This is a genomic window from Paenibacillus pini JCM 16418 (assembly GCF_000576305.1).
GTDB classification, from domain to species: domain Bacteria; phylum Bacillota; class Bacilli; order Paenibacillales; family Paenibacillaceae; genus Paenibacillus_AQ; species Paenibacillus_AQ pini.
Map to the genome: position 1 here is coordinate 648,816 of NZ_BAVZ01000001.1, position 22,314 is coordinate 671,129.

A 22,314-nucleotide genomic window follows, 5' to 3' on the forward strand; every position below is an offset into this window, starting at 1 on the left:
AGCAAAGAGCAGTCGGGATATATGAAGGTTCATGAGGCCTTCAGACTGCTTTTTGCTCTTTATTCATGTAAGTAGGCGATATTCTTTTCTGCTCTATAAGCGCTGTAAGTTGTGGTATTATTAGGTTTAGAGGTGATTTAGGAAATATGTTTTTGAAACGGATCGACTTAGCGGGATTCAAATCGTTTGCAGATAAGACAGAGATGGAATTTGTCCGCGGCATAACAGCTGTCGTTGGCCCGAATGGCAGCGGCAAGAGTAATATTTCCGATGGTATCCGCTGGGTCCTCGGGGAGCAAAGCGCAAAGTCTCTACGTGGCGGCAAAATGGAAGATATTATTTTTGCTGGCAGCGATACGCGTAAAGCGGTCAATTTTGGCGAAGTATCGCTCACGCTGGATAATGATGACCATGCACTTCCACTTGATTTTAATGAAGTGACGGTCACACGTCGTGTGCATCGCAGTGGAGATAGTGAATATTTTATTAACAAGCAGGCATGCCGTCTGAAAGATATTACGGAACTGTTTATGGATACAGGCATTGGTAAAGAAGCGTACTCCATTATCGGACAAGGACGTATTGAAGAAATACTAAGCACGCGGTCAGAAGATCGGCGCGGTATTTTTGAAGAGGCGTCAGGGATTGTTAAATATAAATCCCGCAAAAAGGATGCTGTACGCAAACTTGATGATACAGAGCAGAATTTACTGCGCATTAATGACCTTGTCACTGAACTCGAGGACCAAGTGGGTCCACTTAAGGAACAGTCGGAGAAGGCTATTTATTATAAGGAGCTGCGTGAGCAGCTCAAACATAAAGAAATTTCGATGTATGTACATCAAATTGAGCAGATTCATGCGGCGTGGAGCGAGGCAAGTGCCAAGCTTGCTGTATTGCAAGCAGAACAACTTCAGGTATCCACTGTCGTATCAGCGCATGATGCCAAGCTTGAGAATGATCGCACCGCACTCCGTAAGCTGGAGGAGCAGATTGAGTTCTTTCAAGCGGAGCTATTACGTTATAGTGAATCTTATGAGAAGAGTGAAGGTTACGGGGAGTTACTCCGGGAACGCAAACGTAATCTAGAAGCGAATCGCGATCAGCTAAGTGGTACGCTAACTTCTGGTGATGAACGGTCAACGGATCGAAAAGCTGAGATTGATTTCTTAAATCAGAAGCTCAAGGCATATCAAGAAGAGCTCGAGGCACTGCGTAATCATGTCTCGGCTGAAGAAGCGAAGCTTGTTTCCGTGACGGTCGGTATCAGCCAGCAGCAGGAAGAGAGCCTGAAGGGCACATTGCTCGAGCTCATGAACCAAATGGCTCAGACTCGTAATGAAATCCGTTATGCAGATCAACAAGAAGAAGCTCTGGCACGCCGTATGAACCGGGCGAATGAGGAAACCGGTAAGTGGGAAGGTCAAAAGGACGAGCTTCTGGAACGTAAGAAGCAACTGGATGTAGCGGTTGATTTGCTCGGTCAGCAAATTAGAGAGCTACGTGGGGGCTACATAACGGAAAGTGAACGCTACCAATCGTTACAGCGATTACTTGATGAAAGCCAAGGCATGCTGCATAAGTGGGAACAAAAGCGTGAAGCTTTAGTCTCACGCCGTGATACGATGAAAGAAATGGCAGACGATTTCGACGGGTTTATGCTTGGTGTTAAAGAGGTGCTTAAGGCCTCACGTAAATCGGTGTTAAGTGGTGTGCACGGTGCTGTTGCTGATTTGATCCGTGTGCCGGAGAAGCTTGAGCTAGCAGTTGAAACAGCTCTAGGCGCTTCTTTGCAGCATGTTGTCATGGAAAATGAGGCTGTTTCACGTCAGGCGATCTCTTTTTTGAAGCAACGGCAGCTTGGAAGGGCGACTTTCCTGCCATTGGATGTCATTCGGCCACGCCACGTATCTCAAGGTGACCAATCGATGTTTGAAGGTTCCGAAGGATTTGTAGGTATCGGATTTGATCTCGTTCAATATGAAGCGAAGTACTCTTCTGTTGTAGCCAGTTTGCTGGGTAATATCATTATTGCGGAGAATCTGGAAGTAGCCAATAAAATTGCAGCTAGGTGTCAGTATCGTTATCGGGTGGTTACACTTGAAGGTGATGTGGTTAATGCAGGTGGCTCTATGACGGGTGGTAGCCAGCATAAGAAAAACAACAGTCTGCTAGGCCGTAAACGTCAGTTGGAACAGTTAGATACGGAAATTACAGATACAGCTGCTCAGCTTAAGAAGCTACAGCAAAGTATTATAGATACGAAGGCTCAGCTAGAAGAGGTACAGATTAAACTGGAAGAGCTTCGTCGTTCAGGTGATGAGAAACGCTTGGAAGAGCAGCAATTATCGGGTGATCTAAAGCAGCTTGAACATGAGCTGAGACATGTACTCGAACAAGTTGAAATGGCGGATCAGGAGAAAAGTGGCTTCTCCGAAGAGGGCAAAGAACTGAATCTTAGCCGTGAGGCAGCTGCCAAGAAGCTCACTGAGCTGGAAGCTGAGGAAAAAGCGACACACTTAGCTATCCAAGCAGCAGAGTTTGCACGTAAAGCGAGCGAGACAGCCAAAGAAGAGCTTCAAACTGAGCTAACGCAGCTGAAGATTAAAGAGGGCAAACTTGATCAGGGCTGCACTTCCTTAGAAGAGCAGCTGCGGCGTATGCAAAGTGATTATAATTCTCAGGATAAAGAGCTGCGTCAGACAAAGACATTGCTTGCATCGATCGAAGCGGATCTCAAGACAAACCTGAAAGAATCTATTCAGCAAATTGAAGACTTAAATCAGTACAAGCTGAATAAAGATACGACTTCGGAGCAGCTTGTGTTCAAGAGAGCCTCTCGGGCCCAGCTTTCAAAGAAGCTCGAATTGGATGAGAATGAGATTAAGGAGCAACGTTTACGTCTGCGGAATGCCGAAGAGCAGCTTCGTCAGACTGAAATTGGTGTGAATCGTCTCGATGTTGAGCTGGATAACATTCTGAAGAAGCTTAGTGAGGATTACGAACTGAGTTATGAACTGGCCAAGCAACGCTATCCTATACCTGATGATGTACCTGCTGTACAGAATGAAGTGCGTGAGCTTAAACGCAATATGGGCGCATTAGGTGAAGTGAATCTGGGAGCCATAGAGGAATTTCAGCGAGTTAATGAGCGTTATCAGTTCTTAAGCGAGCAGAAACAGGATCTGGTTGAAGCGAAGACGACGTTGTATGAAGTTATCCGGGAAATGGATGAGGAGATGTCGAAGCGGTTCAAGCAGACGTTTGATGCGATTCGGACTGAGTTTGAGACGGTATTCGTTAAGCTATTTGGTGGTGGTCGTGCTGATTTAGTTCTGCTAGATCCCACACATATGCTTGAAACGGGAATTGATATTGTAGCACAGCCTCCAGGGAAGAAGCTGCAAAACTTACAACTGCTCTCTGGTGGTGAACGTGCATTAACAGCGATGGCACTTTTGTTTGCTATTTTACAAGTGAAACCTGTCCCGTTCTGTGTGCTTGATGAAGTAGAGGCAGCTTTAGATGAATCAAATGTCGTACGATTTGCGCAATATTTACGTGAATTCTCTGAACAAACACAGTTTATCGTCGTGACACACCGTAAGGGAACGATGGAGGAAGCGGATGTGTTGTACGGAGTTACAATGGAAGAAGGCGGGGTTTCTAAGCTGGTTTCAGTACGGCTGGAAGACGATGAAGCTGAAATTGCCTAATGATTGCAATGTCGTTTTATAAATCAGGATTTGTAATGGAGGAGACATATGAGCTTTTTTAAGAAGCTGAAAGAGAGTATTTCAAGCAAAACGGAATCCGTAACTAAACAATTCCGAGATGGCCTTGAGAAGACACGCAAAGGTTTTGTTGAGAAGGTTTCGGATTTAATGATCCGCCGTAAGAAAATTGATGAGGAATTCTACGAGGAGTTGGAAGAAATTTTGATTGGCGCTGATGTAGGCGTCAATACGGTTATGAACCTGATCGAAGAGTTACGTGATGAAGTTAAAAAACAGCGTATCGAGAATGCGCTTGAGCTCCAACCCATTTTGTCACAAAAGTTGATGGATTTACTCCGCGGTGATGATGATAATGTAATCCATATGAATGAAGATGGTATTACAGTTATCCTTTTTGTAGGGGTGAACGGTGTCGGCAAGACGACGACGATTGGTAAACTAGCACATCGCTTTAAACAAGAAGGTAAAAAAGTTATTCTCGCTGCAGGAGATACTTTCCGTGCTGGGGCGATTGAGCAGCTCGAGGTGTGGGGTGAACGTGCAGGTGTTGAAGTTATTAAACAGCATGCTGGCTCTGATCCAGCGGCAGTTATGTTTGATGCCGTACAGGCTGCGAAGCAACGCCAAGCAGATGTACTCATTTGCGATACTGCGGGACGTTTACAGAATAAATCGAACCTGATGGAAGAACTGAACAAGATTTTCCGTGTTATTCAGCGTGAAATTCCAGGTGCACCACATGAAGTGTTAATGGTGCTCGATGCAACGACAGGACAAAATGCGCTGACTCAGGCCAAAATGTTTGGTGAGAAGAGTGGTGTAACAGGACTGGTACTGACGAAGCTGGATGGCACCGCTAAGGCGGAATCGTTGTAGCGATTCGTCAGGAGCTTAATCTTCCGGTTAAGATGGTAGGACTTGGTGAGAAAATGGGAGATTTACAGCCATTTGATTCGCAGCAATTTGTACATGCTCTATTCGCTGGATTGATTCAGGAAGAAGATGTACAAGATGAAGAAGAGGGAATCCAAGAATAATCGAATAATTAGGATGTACTCAAAAAAAGAGTCTGCCGCTCATGCGGCAGACTCTTTTTATTATAAACAGATATTAAGTGGAAAGCACACGTACGAAATCTACTGCCTTCAATGGGATAATGGCTACATCTCCTGGTGGTCCATATAAAATGGGTGGGATTCTTAACATCAAAGACGCTTGGTTGACTGAAATCAGAGTTCCCACAATGAGATCTCCAGGTGTCATGACCTCAACTTCCATTCCGATGAGTCCTCTAACTAATTCTTTGAAAGTCATTTGAGATCGTCCTCCTTTTTCTTGTTCTTTGGTATTTCAAACCGATTTACTGTGCTGAACTGATTTTAGCAAATGGAATAATTACGATGTCTCCACCTGATTCACGTAGCTCCACAGCATCGACTGCCACTGTAAGCACAATACCAGTCAGTATGACACTAGTTGTGTCCACTCTGACTTCTTGACCAATTTTATGAACAAAATAGTCGTATAACTCTGGATTGGTTGTTAAGCCAGTGGATACTTGTTCTTGCAGCTGATCAATCTGCTCTTGCTGGTGTTGTACCTGTGCCTGAAGGGTAACAATCTGTCCTTCTATTTGATGAATTTCAAGATCTAAACGCTGTATTTCGTGCACGAGGTGCCGAATTTCCGCATTGATGTGCTTGCGGATCCAATGAAAACACATGACATCAGCTCCTTTGTCTATCAAATTATTTTACGAATTTACGAGATTCGATTTCCTTTTTTAATGCCAATATCTGTTTCAGACTTTCTTTCTCAGCTGATCGGATCGCTGGTTCATACTTTTGAATAACTTGAGTACTTTCTTTGAGGAAGGTATCGACTTTTGCTTGGATTTCCTCATAAGGAAGTTGATAATTACACATATATTTGTCCATTCCGAACGATGCTAGTAAGCTACTTACTTTACTCATTTGAGATAGAGCGAATACAGGCTTACCGGCTCTGAGTGCGACGAGAGCAGGATGAAGCTTGTAACTAATTAGAAAATCCATTGACTGAATATAGTTGTAAGTCAGATCGAGATCCATGAGGAGAGGCAAAGTTTGGACAGAAGCAGCAGGTGAGATTTCTTTAATGCTCTTGGTCATATTTTCGCAAGTCTTAAAGTCGGAGTAGATGTTAGAAGGGTGATTGATAACCGGAATGAACACGATATGATAGCCTTTTTGAATGAGATGCATGGAAAGTTTGACCATGTTTTCAAAAGGGTAGGATGGATAAGAGAAGACACAGATGCCAATTGTAGGGCGGTTAGAGAAACGCTTAATCGGAAAGTGTTTCTCAGAGTAAGCAAAAACGATATCCTGTACCTTTCGTACCTTAGCATGAAATCCAGCTTTGCTAGCGATATCCGCTGATCTTTGATCACGGAATGATGCACTCTTGGCTTTGCTTATATAAGATCTGTACTTCTCAACTTGATCAGGTGGCCAAGTCTCTTCAGGATAGTTGTCCACAATGCCTACACCATATACCCAAGTGATGATTCTCTAAAGCTTGCGGGAAATAATAAGGATGAAATGAATACGGGGTAATTAAGTCTCCTCCACCAATGATTACACGTTCCGTCTTTGATTGATCCATATGGGAGTTCCAAGGATATACAATATGATTACTAAATATTTGTTGGAATGTCTTTAGAAATAAATCGTCTCCAAAGTTGCCCATTCCATAATATCCACAAACACCAATGTTCACTTTCATACCTCCTCTGTATTGAAATTACTATTTTACTGGAAGGTTATTTTAATAAACCTTTAGCTAATAGCATATCTCTGATGACTTGATCGGCTGCATCTCCGCGTTCTTGCCAGCGGTTTTGCCTTGCATACGCAATTCTTGCTTCTCGAGCTGAATCATTCTTGGGTTCAGTGAGCATTCGGTTTAACTTGGAGATGAAATCTTCATGTGTAGTTGCTGTTGTGACATGAGGTTCCATGCGTATGCATTCGGGAAGAGCTGTAGATAAGACAGGAACCCCTGCGGCCATATATTCATAAGCTTTAACAGGGTTAGTGGCTAGCGTAATGGGATGGTATTGAAAGGGGATCATCGCGACGTCAATGTACTGTAGATATTGCTTCAGTTCATGATGGGGTTTCTCACCCAGGACATGAACATTTGACAATCGAGTGTAGTCGGGAATATCCCCATAAGAAGCTCCAATGGAAATAAACTGTACGTGGGGAAAACGAACGGCAAGCTTAGCAAACAATTCATGATCAAGCCAGTAAGCCCATGCTCCGATATATGCTACGATCGGACCTGGAGGTAAATCTGCAGGACGCGGTGCAACAGGAATATCGAAGAATCCATTATCTGCTCCGTTCGGAATTAGTGTGACTGGCTTATCAGGATAGGCTAATTCGAGGCGTGAACGTATGCTGTCTGCAGTACACACCAGATGATCAGCGGTATCCACCATTTTCACCTCGTATTTTGCCCACTGAGGAAATTCGTCACAACAGTCGTAGATGATTGCGTCAGGACGATAAAACGAAGTCAGGCGTGTACGCTGTCTTGACCAAGTCGTCCATCCGACAACAGGTTGTGATTTGCGAAGCGCAGGTAATTTGTGCTTCACAAAGGCATGATGATCTGTAAACAGAAACACGTTTTTTTCTACTTCTAGAAAATCACGATCTAGAGGAGCAAGATTTTCAAAAAATACTTGGTGCCCTTTGGCCCCCAGCTGAGTCATTAGCTGCTGTGGACGCTGCTTCATATATTTCCAGTTCATGGTTTTCGGATAAATAATGATGGCCATTATCTCATACCTCCTTTCTTTCATTCGCTAACCAATATATGCTTTCATAGCTTAATAGAATTGATGCGAATGTCTATTTTACATGGAAATGGTGTAGCGCCCGGTTGAACACATGCATAAGTTCTCCGGCAGGTATGTCTCTAATCGACCGGGTGGTAATCGAGGCGGTTGAGAGGTTATAATGAAGATAAAAAAGTTCATGAAGGGATTACTTATGGCAAATACCCACACATATAGTCGTAGGGAAGAAGTCGCGAATGCTATTACTCACGGCATTGGCGCATTGCTGAGCGTGGCTGCATTAGTTCTTCTCATCGTCTTCTCTAGTACCAAAGGAACGGCGTGGCATGTCATCAGCTTCTCCATTTATGGAGTGACCATGCTCCTCTTATACCTTAGCTCGACATTGGTCCACAGTTTTAAAGAAGGAAAGGTTAAAGATTTGTTTGAGATTTTTGATCATTCTTCGATCTATTTATTCATCGCAGGTTCCTATACTCCATTTATGCTGGTAGCCATTCGTGGGCCACTTGGCTGGTCTTTATTTGGTACCGTATGGGGAATTGCTCTGCTAGGGTGTGCATTTAAGGCATTTTTCACGAAAAGGTTTCTATTCATGTCTACCGTCTTCTATCTCATTATGGGTTGGCTAATTGTAATTGCATGGGGACCGTTGACAGCAGCTGTGGCTCCAGGAGGTATTGTGTTACTTGCTGTAGGTGGGGGACTCTATACTTTAGGTACGATTTTCTATGTATGGAGAGGATTCCCATTCCATCATGCCGTATGGCATTTATTCGTATTAGCGGGTAGTATTGCACATTTCTTGTCCGTCATTATGTATCTGTTACCTAACTCGTGATTGAATGTAATGGGCTGAATGTGGTCAGAAAAAGAATACAAATAGAGTTTGAATCGATAGGTGAGAGATGACAAGGATAAATGCTTGACATCTTTCTTTGTTTTATGTATGATAAGGGACGTTGATGAAGTGTAAAGTGTTTTTCCTTGACGAAGGGAGTTACCCTATGTGAGTCAGGAGAATAGGCTCGAGAAGACGAACCGCATTAATTTATTATTTGCTTTCTATGATGGTCTGCTTACTGAGAAGCAACAGACATTCCTTAAATATTACTTTCATGATGATTTTTCCCTTGGGGAGATAGCAGCAGAATTCGAGATTAGCCGTCAGGCCGTGTATGAGCACATTAAGCGAGCTGAGCAGGTCCTCGAAATGTATGAAGAGAAGCTTGGATTATTAGACAAGTATGAACGCCGTAATCATGATTTTATTCAGTTGCGTGCGCTTGTTGAGCTAAGTGATATTTCTTCGGAACAGAAGATGAAGATTAATGAAATCGTAAATCATTTACAGATACTGGAGTAAATCACATAAGAGGGAGGTGGCGCTACATGGCATTTGAGGGATTAACCAGTCGGTTGCAGAACGTATTTAGTAAGCTGCGGGGCAAAGGTAAAGTTACTGAAGATGACGTAAACGAAGCGATGCGCGAGGTACGTCTTGCGCTCCTAGAAGCTGATGTTAACTTTAAAGTAGTCAAAGATTTCGTCGCCAAGGTGAAGGAGAAGGCCATCGGCATAGAAGTGATGGAGAGCTTCACACCAGGCATGGTTATCATTGATATTGTTAACAAAGAATTGACAGAGCTGATGGGCGGAAGCCAAGCTAAGCTAGCGAAAGCAAGTAAGCCACCTACCGTGATCATGATGGTCGGTCTGCAAGGTGCAGGTAAAACGACGACCTCGGGTAAACTAGCGAAGAGCTACTGAAACAGAATCATCGTCCACTTCTTGTTGCAGGCGATATTTATCGGCCAGCAGCGATCAAGCAGCTTCAAGTGCTTGGTGAGCAGATTAATGTTCCAGTATTCTCTCTAGGTGACAAGACAAGCCCAGTTGATATTGCTAAACAGGCTTTGCAGCATGCCAAAGATAATAATAATGATTATTTGATCGTGGATACTGCAGGTCGCCTGCATATCGATGAAGAGCTGATGGAAGAGTTAAGACTTATTCACAGTGAAATCAAGCCAGATGAAGTTCTACTTGTTGTAGATGCTATGACAGGTCAAGATGCAGTCAATGTAGCTGACAACTTCAACAAACAGCTTGAACTCACTGGGGTTGTCCTAACCAAGCTTGACGGAGATTCACGAGGTGGTGCAGCACTTTCAGTTAAAGCTGTTACAGGCTGTCCCATTAAGTTCGCTGCCCTTGGTGAGAAGATTGATGCACTTGAACCTTTCCATCCGGAACGTATGGCCTCGCGGATTTTGGGTATGGGTGATATGCTATCGCTGATTGAGAAAGCGCAGATGAACATTGATACCGAGAAAGCCAAGGAAATGGAACGTAAGATGCGTAATGCGGAATTTACATTCGATGATTTCCTTGAGCAAATGGATCAAGTGAAGAAGCTTGGACCGATTGACCAGATCATGGATATGATCCCGGGAATGGGTAAGCTGAAACAATCTAAAGATCTCAAAGTGGATGAGAAGCAGATGGGTCGTATAGAAGCCATTGTTCAGTCCATGACAAAGAATGAGAAGCAGAACCCGGATACGATTAACCATAATCGCCGTAAACGTATTGCGGTTGGTAGTGGAACATCGATCGCAGAAGTGAATCGTTTGATTAAACAGTTCGATGAAATGCGCCGGATGATGAAGCAATTCTCTGATATGATGGGCCCTAAAGGACCTAAAGGAAAAGCTATGAAGCAGCTCAAAGGAATGGCCGCTAAGGGCGGCATGAAGTTTCCTTTCCGTTAATGCTTGAAATAGATGTTATACGATTTTATTTTATTGAAGGAGGTGATTTTCGTGGCAGTACGTATTCGTTTGAAACGCATGGGTGCTCATAAAGCTCCTTTCTACCGCATCGTGGTATCGGATTCTCGTTCCCCGCGTGACGGTCGATTTATCGAAGAGATCGGTTACTACAATCCGGTTGTACAACCGGCTGATGTTAAAATCGATGAAGATAAAGCACTAGCTTGGCTTCAAAAAGGTGCACAAGCATCTGATACCGTTCGCAACTTGCTTAGCAAAGCTGGCGTCATGAAGAAATTTCATGAATTTAAGCAACAGAAATAATGACTGATGGCGAGGGTTATCTATGGAAGAATTAGTTGGTGTTATTGCTAAGGCTTTAGTGGATTATCCTGAAGATGTGACCGTCAAGACCGTCGAGAAGGATCATCTGATTGTTTATGAATTGTCTGTTCATCCAGAAGATGTGGGCAAGGTTATCGGCAAACAGGGCCGGATCGCCAAAGCGCTTCGTACGGTTGTTACATCTGCAGCAGTCAAAATGGATAAACGCGTAACCGTGGATATCATATCTTAAAGATATACGAAAGGGGGTTAGGATGCATGTCCTAGCTCTTTTTCGTACATGCTGAAGATTAACATAAATGATGAATTCGCTCTGTAGATCTGGGGCGCGTCATGTTAGGAGGAACATATGGCGGATAAGTTATACAAAGTTGGGAAAATCGTAAATACGCATGGTATTAAAGGTGAAATCAAAGTGTTATCGATTACAGATTTTCCAGAGGTGCGTTTTGCTGCAGGCGGACGATTACTAATTATCCCAGCTGATGGTGGATCTTCAATACCCATTACAATTGAATCTTCAAGATTGCATAAAAATATGTATATCCTTAAGTTAAAGGGATATCAGAATATAAATGAAGTAGAGAAATATAAAGGTAGCATGCTGAAGGTCGAAGAATCCGAACTGCTAGAATTGCCTGAGAATGAATACTATATTTTTGAAATTGTGGGTTGTAAAGTTGTGACTGATGAAGCACGAGAGCTGGGTGTCATTAAGGAAGTACTTAGTCCAGGATCGAATGATGTTTGGGTTGTCCAGCCTGAATCAGGTAAAGACATTCTAATTCCAGTTATTGATGAAGTGGTATTGGATGTAGATGTGAAGAACAAGCTGGTTACGATCCACTTGATGGAAGGACTTCTGGATTGATGCGTGTAGATGTCCTAACCCTTTTCCAGAGATGCTTGAAGGTGTATTTAAATCCAGTATTCTAGGCAAGGCTCAGGAAAAAGGTATTGTATCGCTCAATGCCGTTAATTTTCGTGATTATTCCACGAGTAAGCACAATACCGTAGATGATACTCCTTATGGTGGCGGGGGCGGTATGGTGTTGAAACCTGAACCGATTTTTGCTGCAGTAGAAGATGTATTAAATGGGCAAAGTGGTTCTGCACGTGTTATTCTGATGTGTCCACAAGGGGAAACCTTCACACAGGCGAAGGCGGAGGAGCTATCCACTGAAGAGCATTTGATCTTTATATGTGGTCATTACGAAGGTTATGATGAACGCATAAGGGAGCATCTGGTCACAGATGAGTTATCGATTGGTGATTATGTACTCACAGGCGGTGAACTACCGGCTATGGTAGTTATCGATTCAGTCGCAAGGCTGTTACCTGGCGTACTTGGTAACGAGACATCGGCAGTTACAGATTCGTTTAGCACGGGGCTTCTCGAATATCCTCATTATACGCGGCCTGCTGAGTTTCGCGGCTGGAAAGTGCCCGATATGCTGCTGAGTGGTCATCATGCCAATATCGAAGCTTGGCGTCACGAACAAGCCCTTCAGCGCACATTGGATCGTCGTCCAGATTTATTGAATCAAGCGCAGCTAACTGACAAAGATAAGAAATTATTACAGAAGCTTAAGGCGCAGAAGATTACGAATCCAGCGGATTGATGAAATACGTGAAAGTGAAACCACAACCTGTATCGTAGGATGTGGTTTTTTGATTCGTATATTCGTATAAGTGGGTTCAAATGTAGTAAACTAATAAGTATATTGTCTTCAAGGAGGAACTTTAACTTATGAATTATCAAACTTATTTTCAAGAAAATCGTGAACAACATATTGGTGAGTTGAAAGAATGGTTATCCATACCGAGTATCTCGGCATTATCTGAGCATAAAGCAGATGTTAAGAAAGCAGCAGTGTGGATTGCAGAGAAGCTAAACCAAGCTGGTTTGGAGAATGTGAAGATTCATGAAACTGAAGGTCATCCGATTGTCTATGCTGATCATCTACACGCTCCGGGTAAGCCTACTGTGCTTGTTTATGGGCATTATGATGTACAACCGGTAGATCCACTTCATTTGTGGGAAACTCCGCCATTTGAGCCGACGATTCGTGACGGTAAACTGTTTGGTAGAGGATCAACAGATGACAAGGGACAACTATTCTTACATATTAAAGCGGTAGAAGCTATTCTTCAGCAGGAGAAAGCATTGCCAGTAAATATTAAATTCTGTATTGAAGGTGAAGAAGAGGTATCCAGTCCTAACCTTCCTGGTTTCCTTGAACAGAATGAAGAGCTACTCAAAGCGGATGTTGTTTTGATTTCTGATACTTCCCTACTTGAGAAAGGAAGACCGGCAATTTGTACTGGACTTCGGGGTCTTTGTTCTCTAGAGGTTCAAATGAATACAGCGAATACGGATCTTCACTCTGGTAGTTATGGTGGAGGCGTTCCTAACGCATTGCATGCGATCGTGACACTGCTTAATTCTCTACACGATGAGAAGGGGCGAGTGAGTGTAGCAGGATTCTATGATGATGTACCAGCACTGACACCGGAAGCTAGAGCAGAGTTTGTGAAGCAGTCTGTTGACGAGGGGAAGCTTCAAAAGGATCTTGGATTAGAGGCCCTCTTCGGTGAGGAAGGATACACATTTGCGGAAAGAACGGGAGCTCGCCCTACGCTGGAACTCAATGGAGTTTACGGTGGTTTTCAAGGCGAAGGTTCGAAAACCGTTATTCCTAAAGAAGCTCATGCCAAAATTACTTGCCGTCTTGTAGGTAATCAGAATCCACAGGACATTTTAAACAAAATTGAAACTCATATTCACAGCCATGTCCCTGTAGGTGCTACAGTCACTGTAACCCAGCTTGAAAAAGGGAACCCATTTACAATTGATCCATCTACGCCAATGCTGCAAAAAGCAGCTGAAGCTTATGAGCATGTCTATGGCGTTCGTCCTGTATTTACAAGAGATGGTGGGTCTATTCCGATTGTAGAGACGTTCTCTCGTGTCCTAGCTGCTCCTGTGGTATGTATGGGATTTGGATTGCCAGATGAGAATCTCCATGCACCAAATGAGCACTTTAATCTTGAAAACTTCGATAAGGGTCTGCTTACAATTGTAGATTTCTTGGGTAGAGTTTAATACTCGTCTATTTATTCTGAACAATAAATTGCCGCCAGCGGAATGAAGTAATTCATCTGCTGGCGGTTTTTATTCGAAGCTATTGAAATTTTATTTCAAATAAAATATAATTTTACTGTAATATAATTTCAAAATTTGAAATAAATCTTCAAATATACTGGAGGAGTTTAGTCATGAATATTATACCGCTCCATGCTGATTGGATTAATCCTATATGTGATTTATGGAATCAAGAAATCGGAAGCGCTTTCCCAATGCGAGAAGCATTGCTCCGTCAAAATACGTTTGAAGATGCGAACAGCTACGTTGCAGGTTCATGGCTTGCTCTGGATGACAATAATACATTGCTTGGATTTGTCTTGACGAAGAAATGGCAGGAAACGGAGCGCGAGATGACTCTAGGCCTAGGAGGCGGCTGGATATCCGCAATTGTTGTTCGCACAGAAGCAAGAGGAAAGGGGATTGGAAGCCGCTTGCTAGCGCTTGCTGAGGATGCTTTGCGTGAGGCGGGTGCTGAACATGTCTATATTGGGCGCGATCCATGGCACTATATCCCAGGTATCCCGAAAGATTTCGCCTTAGCTAAACCTTGGTTTGAACGGCGCGGATATGAATGCCTTCATGAAGTGTTCGACTTAGTAAATGAGAATATTTCAGAAGATTTAATACGTCCACAATATGAGGGCGCCATTTCAAGGCTATTGGATGCAGAAGATCGTGAAGAAATGCTTCGCTTCTTCAAGCGTTGTTTTCCAGACCGATGGTATTATGAAGCTCTTAGCTATTGGGAACGCAGCGGTACGGGTAGAGAATTTATTGGTTTGTTTGTAGAAGAGGAAATGATTGGATTCTGCCGAGTGAATGACGACAAAGCACCATTGATCGCTCAGAATGTGTATTGGGCTCCGCTATTCTCCGAACCACTCGGAGGTATCGGACCGCTAGGTGTAGATGATCGTTTTCGAGGAAAAGGCTATGGACTATCCTTGGTCAAAGAAGGCGTGTTTGAATTGAAGTCACGCGGTATGAAGAATTTAGTGATAGATTGGACGGACCTGGTTGACTTCTATGCCAAGCTTGGTTTTACGAAATGGAAAGGTTATGATCTGATCAAAAAACAGCTTCTTTAACGTAAATCGACGAGAAAGGATGACATCATGGCCATTATTGCGATTGATGGAGGGGGAACGAAGACCCTTGGAATAGCGGTAAGACGTGATGGAACCGTTATTTCTACGGCTCAGGCGGGTGGCTCCAATATGAATGGTAACCGTGCGGAAGCTTTACATCATATGGATGAAGTCGTTTCAAAGCTGACTGAAAATATAGTTTCTACTGGTGAAAAAGTCGAATCTTTGTTTGCCGGCTTATCCGGTATTGAGCACGGGAATAATCGCAAGGATGCACATATGCATCTGCAGAATGCGCTACCCATGACTACTTCAATAACCGTTGAAAATGATGCGATTACTGCACTTTATTCGGGAACGATGGGTGGGCCAGGTATTGTGCAAATTGCCGGAACTGGATCCATTACGTATGGAGTTAATGAAAAAGGATTACGCAAGCGCGTAGGTGGTTGGGGATACCTTGTTGGCGATCCTGGCAGTGGTTATGCCATTGGAAGAGAAGGCTTGATTGCAGCGCTACGGGCATGGGATGGAATAGGGGCACCTACACGACTGATGACACTCATGCTTGAGACATACTCCTTACAACAAATTACCGAAATTATTCCGATGATCTATGGCGAGTCTTCTCGTCAGCGTATAGCTGCTCTTGCACTTCTGGTTATGAAAGCTGCAGATGAAAAAGATGAGGTCGCGCAAGGTATCCTGACTGCAGCTGCTTCAGCCATGGGAGAAGCGATCGTGGGACTTCATCGTAATTTGTACGAGTCTAACGAAGGAATTGCCACCAAGCCTACCGTTGTGTTGACGGGAGGCATCTTTAAGAGAGCTGATTTGCTATTATCTACTTTAAAAACAACTTGTCTAAGCGAAGGTTTTGATGGCGATTATATTGTTCCAAAGGTACCGCCTGTGGTTGGTGCTGCTTATGCGGCTATGCGACAAGTTGGAATTAAACTTGATCCTGAATTGGCTAAGCGCATGGATGAAAATGTGATCATGGCTATTGGTTCGTAGAAGCTATAATTTATAATGAATAAGAGTTGCAACACCTGATAGTAAACTATCGGGAGTGGCAACTCTTTTATTATTTTCTATGCAAAATGTATGAGTGAAATGGTTGTCGTTAATTATGTTCAGGCGTTTTTTTTTGCAATGGTATTAAAAATATCATAACGTTCCTGTGATTCACTTGTCTTATCACGATGTTTATCTAAAAAAGCAGAGATGTGTTCAAAGAACTCCTTAGCCTGTTCGTCTGTAAGGTAGACCTCTCCATTAATTAAATTAGCTTTAGGGTTATCTACACTGCGAGCATCAAGGAAATTCTGTTTGCTCTTGTCATACAAATCAGATAATAATTTTTGGGTTTCTGATAAAAAGACGGTTTGCATGTTAGTGTCCATTTCAGAACGACTGATTTGAACCGCACCTTTGAATGCATCGAAGTATTTGGCTGTAATTCCATTAATCTGCTTCGTGCTCACTAGCTTCAGTAGTCCGATGCTTTCAAGTTTTCTTGCGTGGTAATACACCTTAGCAGGTACCTCGCCCATTTTATCAGCAATTTCCTTTACCGTTGAAGGACGTTCAGCTTTTTGAAATCGTTCTAGAATGTTCATACGATAAGGATCAGAATAAATTCGTATTTCTTCTATTGTTTTTAAAACCATCTCTTCCAATGCACTGCACCTCAATCATTTTTCCCCGCTTCAGGTATGGGAGCTCATTTTCATTAAGCTTATTATAAGTCTCCAGAGCTTAAATCACAAAGCATGTTTCATCTATGAACTATATACGCATGAAACTTTTCTGAGACAAAAGTAGAAATGCGGGGATGAGAAGAAGCATTCCGAAAATTAAGAACAGGACATGTACGCCAATCCATGCGCCAGCGAAACCTTCAATTAAACTGCCAAGGGGGATCGCACAAGTGCTCACCATGCTCGATAGAGCTCCAATACGTCCCAACATATCTCTAGGGGTTACTTCCATCATGTAAGTTGAAACGGGTGTATTCACGAATGATATGGAAAAACCCATGCCAAAGCAAAAGATAGCAGCTACATATAAAGGATAAAATGAAATCAACGAGGGAACATATAGAAGGGCAAAATTTAAGCCAAGCAATAGGTAACCAAATACAATGAGAGAGCTTTTCTTGTAATTCAGAGCCCTTCTGAGTCATCCATAAACTACTGATAATCATACCGACGACAAAGCATATTCCCATAATACTCAGTCCAATAGGTCCCGAATGTAGAATTTTTTTAACGTAGACAGGCTCCAGGACATTGTACGGGGTTAGACAGAGATTAACAAAGGCCGCAGTAAGCATGGTCATCAAAATGATTTTGTGTTCCCTTACAAAGGCCATACCTGATTTAAATTGTGTCCAGTAAGAAGTTTGATTAGGCACCTCACCAAGTGTTTCTTGAATGGATGGAGCTTTCACTTCTTCTTCAGGTTGAATTCGAACCCATAAAAATAGGGCAGCGGCAGCTATAAAAGTTAAAGCATCAATTAGAATAGCTCCGGAGACTCCGATGAAGGCGATCAATGCCCCTGCTGCTGCGAGACCGCCAAGCTCAGCTATCCGCGCGGAAGAAGTAGCTAAGGAGTTACCACTAAGAAGTAGTTCCTTGGGAAGAATACGGGGGACAAGCGCCATCTCAGCGGGAGTTGAGAAACATTCGAAGGAAGAATTGATGAACGTGAAAATAAATAGATGCCATGGCTGTAAGTAACCATTCCAATAAAGAAATGCGGTGAGCATAACAACAAGACCACGGGCCGTATTGGTACAGATGATGACTTTTTTCTTAGACCATCGATCTACAAGCACACCAGTAAATATGCTGAAAACGATACCTGGGATGTAATTAATGGCAAACAAGGTGCCCATAAGAAGTTCCGAGCCTGTTATTAAATACACCATCCAGCTATAAGCGACGGAATCGAGGGAGTCACCGAAGCGGGAAATGATCTTAGCTGTCATCATGTAAAGATAGGGTTTGTGAATCATTAAACTACGGATACCTTGTGCTTTTTGGTTAACAAGAACGGTTTCACTCATTATACAAAACTCCATTCGATTTTTATTAACGTTAAAATTATTTTAATGATAAATTTATTTTAATTACATTTCCTATTTTGGCAAGTGTTTTTTCAAATAGCTTGTCTGATGTTGTATTCCTAGAATATAGTTGCAAATGATGGCTTGGTTATGCTACAATTAATGCTGTTGTGTGGAATACGGTGGTCCACTGCGGATAATGAACGGAACAAATGAGCTTCCGGGAAGATGCAAGAACACCTGTACGGAAGGAGGAGTCCTAAATGAACATCCTACAAGCGATTAGTCAAGAACAACTTCGCACTGATATTCCTAACTTTCGTCCTGGCGACACTTTAAAAGTGCACGTTAAGGTAATCGAGGGAACTCGTGAGCGCGTTCAGTTGTTTGAAGGCGTTGTGATTAAACGTCGTGGTGGCGGAATCGGTGAAACTTTTACAGTTCGTAAAATTTCTTACGGTGTTGGTGTGGAAAGAACTTTCCCAGTCAACTCGCCTAAAATCGAGAAAATTGAAGTGGCTCGCCATGGTAAAGTGCGTCGTGCTAAACTTTATTATCTTCGTGAACTACGCGGTAAAGCAGCTAGAATTAAAGAAATTCGCCGTTAATAAGCGAACAACGTGGGAGGCTTGATTTCAAGCCCTTTTCGTTTTACGATTAGAAGGGTAGGAGCTCCGTAAGGAGCTTTTCTTTTCTGCAAAATAACCCGTATTTGTGGGCAATTCATGTATAAGAGGACGGTGAAGTATGGAGCAGAATATTGAGCAGCATGATGTGGAAATAAATAAACAAAATCAGAATGATAAACCATCCAAAAAGAGTAAGAATGAGATTGTGGAATGGCTGAAAGCTATTGTGATTGCATTAGTTCTCGTAGCTCTCATACGTTGGCTTCTTTTTAAGCCGTTTATTGTGGATGGTCCTTCCATGCAACCAAACTTTCATACGGATGAACGTGTTATTGTAAATGAAATTTTATACGATATTCGGGCTCCGCATCGCGGCGAAGTCATTGTATTCCATGTTCCTTCGGAAGGTAGAGATTTCATTAAGCGGGTTATTGGTGTAGCTGGAGATACGGTCAAGGTTGAAGGCGATACAGTAACGGTAAATGGAAAGCCTGTTAGTGAAACTTACATACAGGGTGCTATTGATAGCAAACATACTGCCGGACAATTGTACAACGATAAAAATTTTCCCAACAGCACGTTTCCAAACGGCAAAGTACCTGAAGGACATGTATTTGTTATGGGCGATAACCGCTCGAACAGTACAGACAGCCGGATGATCGGTTATGTACCTCTTGGTGATATCGTAGGACGGGCGGATCTTATTTTCTGGCCGATTAAAGATATCCACTGGATTAAACATTAGTCTTCAAGTGAATGATGAATGATAACAGCTGTTTGCGGATTTATAGAATGAGGTGATGACGGTGACAATTCAATGGTTTCCTGGTCATATGACTAGAGCTCGCCGCCAAATTCAAGACAAATTAAAGCTGATCGATGTGGTCATCGAGTTAATTGATGCACGTCTTCCGCTGTCCAGCCGTAATCCCATGATTGATGAGATATTACTGGGGAAACCGCGTCTAATTATTATGAATAAGGCGGATCTAGCTGACCCAGAGGTAACGAAGCAATGGCAGGATTATTTTAAGGCAGAGGGACAAGTTGCTTTTCCAGTTGATGCTTACACGGGAACGGGCGTAAAAGATATCCCCAATCAATTGAAGATTTTGCTAAAAGAGAAAATTGATCGCCAGATTTCAAAAGGGATAAATCCACGTGCAATTCGAGCGCTAATTGTTGGGATTCCGAATGTGGGTAAATCAACGCTTATTAACCGCCTTGCTGGGCGTAACATTGCTATAACAGGTGATCGACCTGGTGTAACGAAAGGTCAACAATGGATTAGGGTTGGTGGAGTTATTGAGTTATTGGATACTCCGGGTATACTTTGGCCTAAATTTGAAGACCAAAATGTAGGTTATCGATTAGCTGTAACGGGTGCTATTAAAGAAGAAATCCTCAATGTTGAGGATATCGCCTTTTTCGCCGTCAAATATTTGACTAGTTATTATTGGGAGTCATTTCAAGAGCGCTTTGAGCTGCCCGTGGACATGCCGCATAATCCGGATGAAACCGATGATGTTGTTGCCATTATGGAGGCAGTAGGTCGTAAACGGGGTTGTCTCATGAGTGGTGGGCGAGTGGATTTAGAGAAATCATCTAAGCTGCTTTTGCGAGAATTACGTGCAGGTAAAATGGGTAGATTCTCAATGGAAGCACCTTATTAGTTATTAGGAATGAAGCCACCTGTGGGTGGCTTTTTTTATTGCGATATGATGGACAAAGGCTATAAGGAGTTGGATGTAAGGTGCGGGCGATTGTGGTAATCTAAAGTGGAAATACTCGTCCTAATAATAAACAAAGAATTCAGACATCTCAGGATAAAGAAATTATAAAGTCTGGATTGGTTCATAAGGCTCCTCATGATTCTAAAAAAAGTTGAAAATAATATTAAGTTAAACATGATCATATATCATGACAATGGCAAGGAGGATAATGTGACAGAACTACTTAAATATGAACAACAATATTGGGAGCAATCATATGAATATATTGCAGGCATAGATGAAGTTGGCCGAGGTTGCCTATTTGGGGATGTGGTAGCTGCGGCAGTTATTTTGCCCGTTGGTCTAGAACTTGAAGGAGTCAACGACTCTAAGAAACTGAGTGAGAAGAAGCGTGAGCTTTTATATGACATCATTATGGATCAGGCTGTAGCTATCTCCGTTGGTTACGTTGATGCGGAAACAATAGATCGAATCAATATTAAGCAAGCTGCGCGTGAAGCGATGAAGAAGGCTGTGCTGGGGTTGTCTATTCAACCTGACTATTTACTTGTCGACGCTGAAAAGGTGGATGTGAATATTCCACAGTTATCGATTATTAAAGGGGATGCGAATAGCCAATCGATTGCGGCTGCATCTATTATTGCCAAGGTAACACGCGACCGATTATGCCAAGGGTCATGGGAAGCTATGTTTCCCGAGTATGGAATTGCCATACATAAAGGTATGCAACTAAACTGCATCGTGAACAAATTGCTGCACTAGGGCCTACACCCATGCATCGTCGTAGTTTTCTGTCTAATGTTCAGGTTGTTCAACAAACGCTATTTTAATCGTTTCATAGATATAATTATGCTATTCTTCACGCATCGCTCGCGTAGCCGATAAATAGAGAAAAGGATGAACGATAAAGGAGAGGGAGACGTGAATATCGGTTCGTTAATCCGTGGATTGTTAGGCGAGACGAAGGCTGGAGAAGCCAAGCAGTTGGATATGAAGGCAGGGCAGGTCGTTAGAGGTGTCGTTTTAAGCGTCTCCGATGATGGACAGGAAGCTGTTGTACAGATTCAGGGTGTGAAGGTGAGAGCAACGCTGGAGACCCCGCTACAAGCAGGCCAGGCTACGCTTTTACAAGTACAGGAGCCAGGTGAAGGCGGTATGGTGATGCTGAAGCCGCTTGCTGAATCACCTTACATATCGATACCAACTCAATCACTTGCCAATGTGCTGGAATCGTTTGGATTACAGGATACCCAGGGAAATCGGGACTTGCTTCAGGCGATTCAATCGAGTGGTGTTCCATTAACTAAAGAAAACATTGCTTTGTTCAAAGAAGTGATGGCTCTTAAACCTGCTTTGGTTTCAGCGGAGAAGTGGATTCAATCCGCGGCCATTGCTTTTCAGCGTGGCTTACCTATGACTTCTGAAAGTATAAAAGGTCTGCATCAGGCAGTATTTGGACCGCCAATGCATGAACTTTTGGGTGTGCTAGAGGAACAGCTGACTGCAGTAATGACTTCCGCTTCTTCTCAGACGGGCAAGATGAATCCTTCTACTGGAGGATTAAATAGCACACTCGTTAAAACAGAGCTGACGACGCAGTCAATGACGGGAAAGTCCGAGCCTAATACGGCTACAAGTAACGCTCTAACTCCGCAAAGTGCCGCAACAGGGCAACATGCTGCATCAACACAAAGTGCTGAACTGCAACCACTTGCCGCGAAGCTGCAAAATGTGTTGCAGCAGCTTCGCACGCTGCCTTTGCAGGCCGCGCCGGCTAACCCAGCCGCGGCAGGAGCGCCTGCCCTGGCTGCGCAGCAGGGCACACAGGCTGCGGCCATAGCACCGCAGCCATCCTCTGTGGCCGGCATGGCTATGCCGCCGGCCGAGACCGCTGCTCCCCAAGGGTCAGCAGCGGCACTTGCGCAGCCTACGCA

At 43.2% G+C, this 22,314-nt stretch carries 20 protein-coding genes and 4 pseudogenes; 17 read left to right on the plus strand and 7 right to left on the minus strand.

Annotated features, from left to right (window positions below; translation table 11 throughout):
- The first annotated feature begins 146 nt into the window (after positions 1-146).
- The gene (gene smc, locus JCM16418_RS03120; protein WP_036645954.1) at positions 147-3,716 is read left to right on the plus strand and encodes a chromosome segregation protein SMC; all 3,570 of its coding nucleotides are present in this window, start codon (positions 147-149) and stop codon (positions 3,714-3,716) included.
- Positions 3,717-3,764: 48 nt separating this feature from the next.
- Positions 3,765-4,774: pseudogene (gene ftsY / locus JCM16418_RS03125) on the plus strand (signal recognition particle-docking protein FtsY).
- 73 nt (positions 4,775-4,847) lie between these two features.
- On the opposite strand, the gene JCM16418_RS03130 reads toward ftsY, so the two are convergent.
- The 5 genes from JCM16418_RS03130 to JCM16418_RS03145 are packed head-to-tail and all read right to left on the minus strand — an operon-like array spanning position 4,848 to position 7,566.
- Positions 4,848-5,051: a hypothetical protein gene (locus tag JCM16418_RS03130; protein WP_036645955.1), complete on the minus strand. Its 204-nt coding sequence runs from the start codon at positions 5,049-5,051 to the stop codon at positions 4,848-4,850.
- A gap of 46 nt (positions 5,052-5,097) precedes the next feature.
- The gene (locus tag JCM16418_RS03135; RefSeq protein WP_052020016.1) at positions 5,098-5,460 is read right to left on the minus strand and encodes an LSm family protein; all 363 of its coding nucleotides are present in this window, start codon (positions 5,458-5,460) and stop codon (positions 5,098-5,100) included.
- A gap of 25 nt (positions 5,461-5,485) precedes the next feature.
- A complete protein-coding gene (locus JCM16418_RS03140; RefSeq protein WP_242403692.1) occupies positions 5,486-6,256 on the minus strand; it encodes a polysaccharide pyruvyl transferase family protein in 771 nt (256 codons plus the stop codon).
- Positions 6,240-6,497 carry a hypothetical protein gene (locus JCM16418_RS25585; protein WP_242403693.1) on the minus strand — a complete coding sequence of 86 codons (258 nt, stop codon included), beginning with the start codon at positions 6,495-6,497 and terminating at the stop codon, positions 6,240-6,242. The genes JCM16418_RS03140 and JCM16418_RS25585 overlap by 17 nt, the downstream gene beginning before the upstream one ends.
- A gap of 43 nt (positions 6,498-6,540) precedes the next feature.
- Positions 6,541-7,566, minus strand: a complete 1,026-nt coding sequence (locus tag JCM16418_RS03145) for a glycosyltransferase (protein ID WP_036645956.1) — start codon at positions 7,564-7,566, stop codon at positions 6,541-6,543.
- 214 nt (positions 7,567-7,780) lie between these two features.
- Between JCM16418_RS03145 and trhA the strand changes: the two genes are divergently transcribed.
- From trhA to JCM16418_RS03195, 10 genes and pseudogenes are all read left to right on the plus strand, one after another.
- Positions 7,781-8,428 carry a PAQR family membrane homeostasis protein TrhA gene (gene trhA, locus JCM16418_RS03150; protein WP_036646176.1) on the plus strand — a complete coding sequence of 216 codons (648 nt, stop codon included), beginning with the start codon at positions 7,781-7,783 and terminating at the stop codon, positions 8,426-8,428.
- A 168-nt stretch (positions 8,429-8,596) separates the two neighbouring features.
- A complete protein-coding gene (locus JCM16418_RS03155) occupies positions 8,597-8,953 on the plus strand; it encodes a putative DNA-binding protein (protein ID WP_036645958.1) in 357 nt (118 codons plus the stop codon).
- Positions 8,954-8,979: 26 nt separating this feature from the next.
- Positions 8,980-10,361, plus strand: a pseudogene (gene ffh / locus JCM16418_RS03160) (signal recognition particle protein).
- A 51-nt stretch (positions 10,362-10,412) separates the two neighbouring features.
- Complete coding sequence (rpsP, locus tag JCM16418_RS03165; RefSeq protein WP_036645960.1) at positions 10,413-10,685, plus strand: 30S ribosomal protein S16; 273 nt, start codon at positions 10,413-10,415, stop codon at positions 10,683-10,685.
- Positions 10,686-10,707: 22 nt separating this feature from the next.
- A complete protein-coding gene (locus tag JCM16418_RS03170) occupies positions 10,708-10,938 on the plus strand; it encodes a KH domain-containing protein (protein WP_036645961.1) in 231 nt (76 codons plus the stop codon).
- A gap of 117 nt (positions 10,939-11,055) precedes the next feature.
- Positions 11,056-11,577, plus strand: a complete 522-nt coding sequence (rimM, locus tag JCM16418_RS03175) for a ribosome maturation factor RimM (RefSeq protein ID WP_036645963.1) — start codon at positions 11,056-11,058, stop codon at positions 11,575-11,577.
- Positions 11,577-12,328, plus strand: a pseudogene (trmD, locus tag JCM16418_RS03180) (tRNA (guanosine(37)-N1)-methyltransferase TrmD). Before rimM ends, trmD begins: the two are co-directional and overlap by 1 nt.
- A 128-nt stretch (positions 12,329-12,456) precedes the next feature.
- Complete coding sequence (locus JCM16418_RS03185; RefSeq protein WP_036645969.1) at positions 12,457-13,812, plus strand: dipeptidase; 1,356 nt, start codon at positions 12,457-12,459, stop codon at positions 13,810-13,812.
- A 173-nt stretch (positions 13,813-13,985) separates the two neighbouring features.
- Positions 13,986-14,942 (plus strand): GNAT family N-acetyltransferase, encoded by a 957-nt coding sequence (locus tag JCM16418_RS03190; protein ID WP_036645971.1) that lies wholly within the window; start codon positions 13,986-13,988, stop codon positions 14,940-14,942.
- 27 nt (positions 14,943-14,969) lie between these two features.
- The gene (locus JCM16418_RS03195) at positions 14,970-15,959 is read left to right on the plus strand and encodes an N-acetylglucosamine kinase (RefSeq protein WP_052020017.1); all 990 of its coding nucleotides are present in this window, start codon (positions 14,970-14,972) and stop codon (positions 15,957-15,959) included.
- Positions 15,960-16,078: 119 nt separating this feature from the next.
- Here JCM16418_RS03195 and JCM16418_RS03200 read toward each other — a convergent pair whose 3' ends face one another.
- Together JCM16418_RS03200 and JCM16418_RS03205 are read right to left on the minus strand one after the other, a co-directional pair.
- The gene (locus JCM16418_RS03200) at positions 16,079-16,615 is read right to left on the minus strand and encodes a winged helix-turn-helix domain-containing protein (protein ID WP_052020024.1); all 537 of its coding nucleotides are present in this window, start codon (positions 16,613-16,615) and stop codon (positions 16,079-16,081) included.
- Positions 16,616-16,920: 305 nt separating this feature from the next.
- On the minus strand, positions 16,921-18,018 hold the full coding sequence (locus JCM16418_RS03205; RefSeq protein WP_242403694.1) for an MFS transporter: 1,098 nt from the start codon (positions 18,016-18,018) through the stop codon (positions 16,921-16,923).
- Positions 18,019-18,281: 263 nt separating this feature from the next.
- Here JCM16418_RS03205 and rplS point away from each other — a divergent pair, with 263 nt between their 5' ends.
- The 5 genes and pseudogenes from rplS to JCM16418_RS03230 all read left to right on the plus strand — a co-directional run.
- Positions 18,282-18,626, plus strand: a complete 345-nt coding sequence (gene rplS, locus JCM16418_RS03210; RefSeq protein WP_036645975.1) for a 50S ribosomal protein L19 — start codon at positions 18,282-18,284, stop codon at positions 18,624-18,626.
- A 139-nt stretch (positions 18,627-18,765) separates the two neighbouring features.
- The gene (gene lepB / locus JCM16418_RS03215; RefSeq protein WP_036645977.1) at positions 18,766-19,392 is read left to right on the plus strand and encodes a signal peptidase I; all 627 of its coding nucleotides are present in this window, start codon (positions 18,766-18,768) and stop codon (positions 19,390-19,392) included.
- Positions 19,393-19,453: 61 nt separating this feature from the next.
- Positions 19,454-20,320, plus strand: a complete 867-nt coding sequence (gene ylqF, locus JCM16418_RS03220; RefSeq protein ID WP_036645979.1) for a ribosome biogenesis GTPase YlqF — start codon at positions 19,454-19,456, stop codon at positions 20,318-20,320.
- Between the two features lie 234 nt (positions 20,321-20,554).
- A pseudogene (gene rnhB, locus JCM16418_RS03225) lies at positions 20,555-21,210 on the plus strand (ribonuclease HII).
- A gap of 91 nt (positions 21,211-21,301) precedes the next feature.
- Positions 21,302-22,314 (plus strand): TP0910 N-terminal domain-containing protein (locus JCM16418_RS03230; protein ID WP_506329600.1); only part of this gene is annotated, 1,013 nt, incomplete at its 3' end.

What these genes read in the sequence shown, in the direction of transcription:
- JCM16418_RS03170 (WP_036645961.1), top strand. Translation starts at nt 10,708, where the DNA reads ATGGAAGAATTAGTTGGTGTTATTGCTAAGGCTTTAGTGGATTATCCT.
- JCM16418_RS03130 (WP_036645955.1), bottom strand. Translation starts at nt 5,051, where the DNA reads ATGACTTTCAAAGAATTAGTTAGAGGACTCATCGGAATGGAAGTTGAG.
- rimM (WP_036645963.1), top strand. Translation starts at nt 11,056, where the DNA reads ATGGCGGATAAGTTATACAAAGTTGGGAAAATCGTAAATACGCATGGT.
- JCM16418_RS03145 (WP_036645956.1), bottom strand. Translation starts at nt 7,566, where the DNA reads ATGGCCATCATTATTTATCCGAAAACCATGAACTGGAAATATATGAAG.
- JCM16418_RS03205 (WP_242403694.1), bottom strand. Translation starts at nt 18,018, where the DNA reads ATGAGTGAAACCGTTCTTGTTAACCAAAAAGCACAAGGTATCCGTAGT.
- JCM16418_RS03200 (WP_052020024.1), bottom strand. Translation starts at nt 16,615, where the DNA reads ATGGTTTTAAAAACAATAGAAGAAATACGAATTTATTCTGATCCTTAT.
- rplS (WP_036645975.1), top strand. Translation starts at nt 18,282, where the DNA reads ATGAACATCCTACAAGCGATTAGTCAAGAACAACTTCGCACTGATATT.
- lepB (WP_036645977.1), top strand. Translation starts at nt 18,766, where the DNA reads ATGGAGCAGAATATTGAGCAGCATGATGTGGAAATAAATAAACAAAAT.
- JCM16418_RS03185 (WP_036645969.1), top strand. Translation starts at nt 12,457, where the DNA reads ATGAATTATCAAACTTATTTTCAAGAAAATCGTGAACAACATATTGGT.
- JCM16418_RS03195 (WP_052020017.1), top strand. Translation starts at nt 14,970, where the DNA reads ATGGCCATTATTGCGATTGATGGAGGGGGAACGAAGACCCTTGGAATA.
- smc (WP_036645954.1), top strand. Translation starts at nt 147, where the DNA reads ATGTTTTTGAAACGGATCGACTTAGCGGGATTCAAATCGTTTGCAGAT.
- JCM16418_RS03190 (WP_036645971.1), top strand. Translation starts at nt 13,986, where the DNA reads ATGAATATTATACCGCTCCATGCTGATTGGATTAATCCTATATGTGAT.
- trhA (WP_036646176.1), top strand. Translation starts at nt 7,781, where the DNA reads ATGGCAAATACCCACACATATAGTCGTAGGGAAGAAGTCGCGAATGCT.
- JCM16418_RS03135 (WP_052020016.1), bottom strand. Translation starts at nt 5,460, where the DNA reads ATGTGTTTTCATTGGATCCGCAAGCACATCAATGCGGAAATTCGGCAC.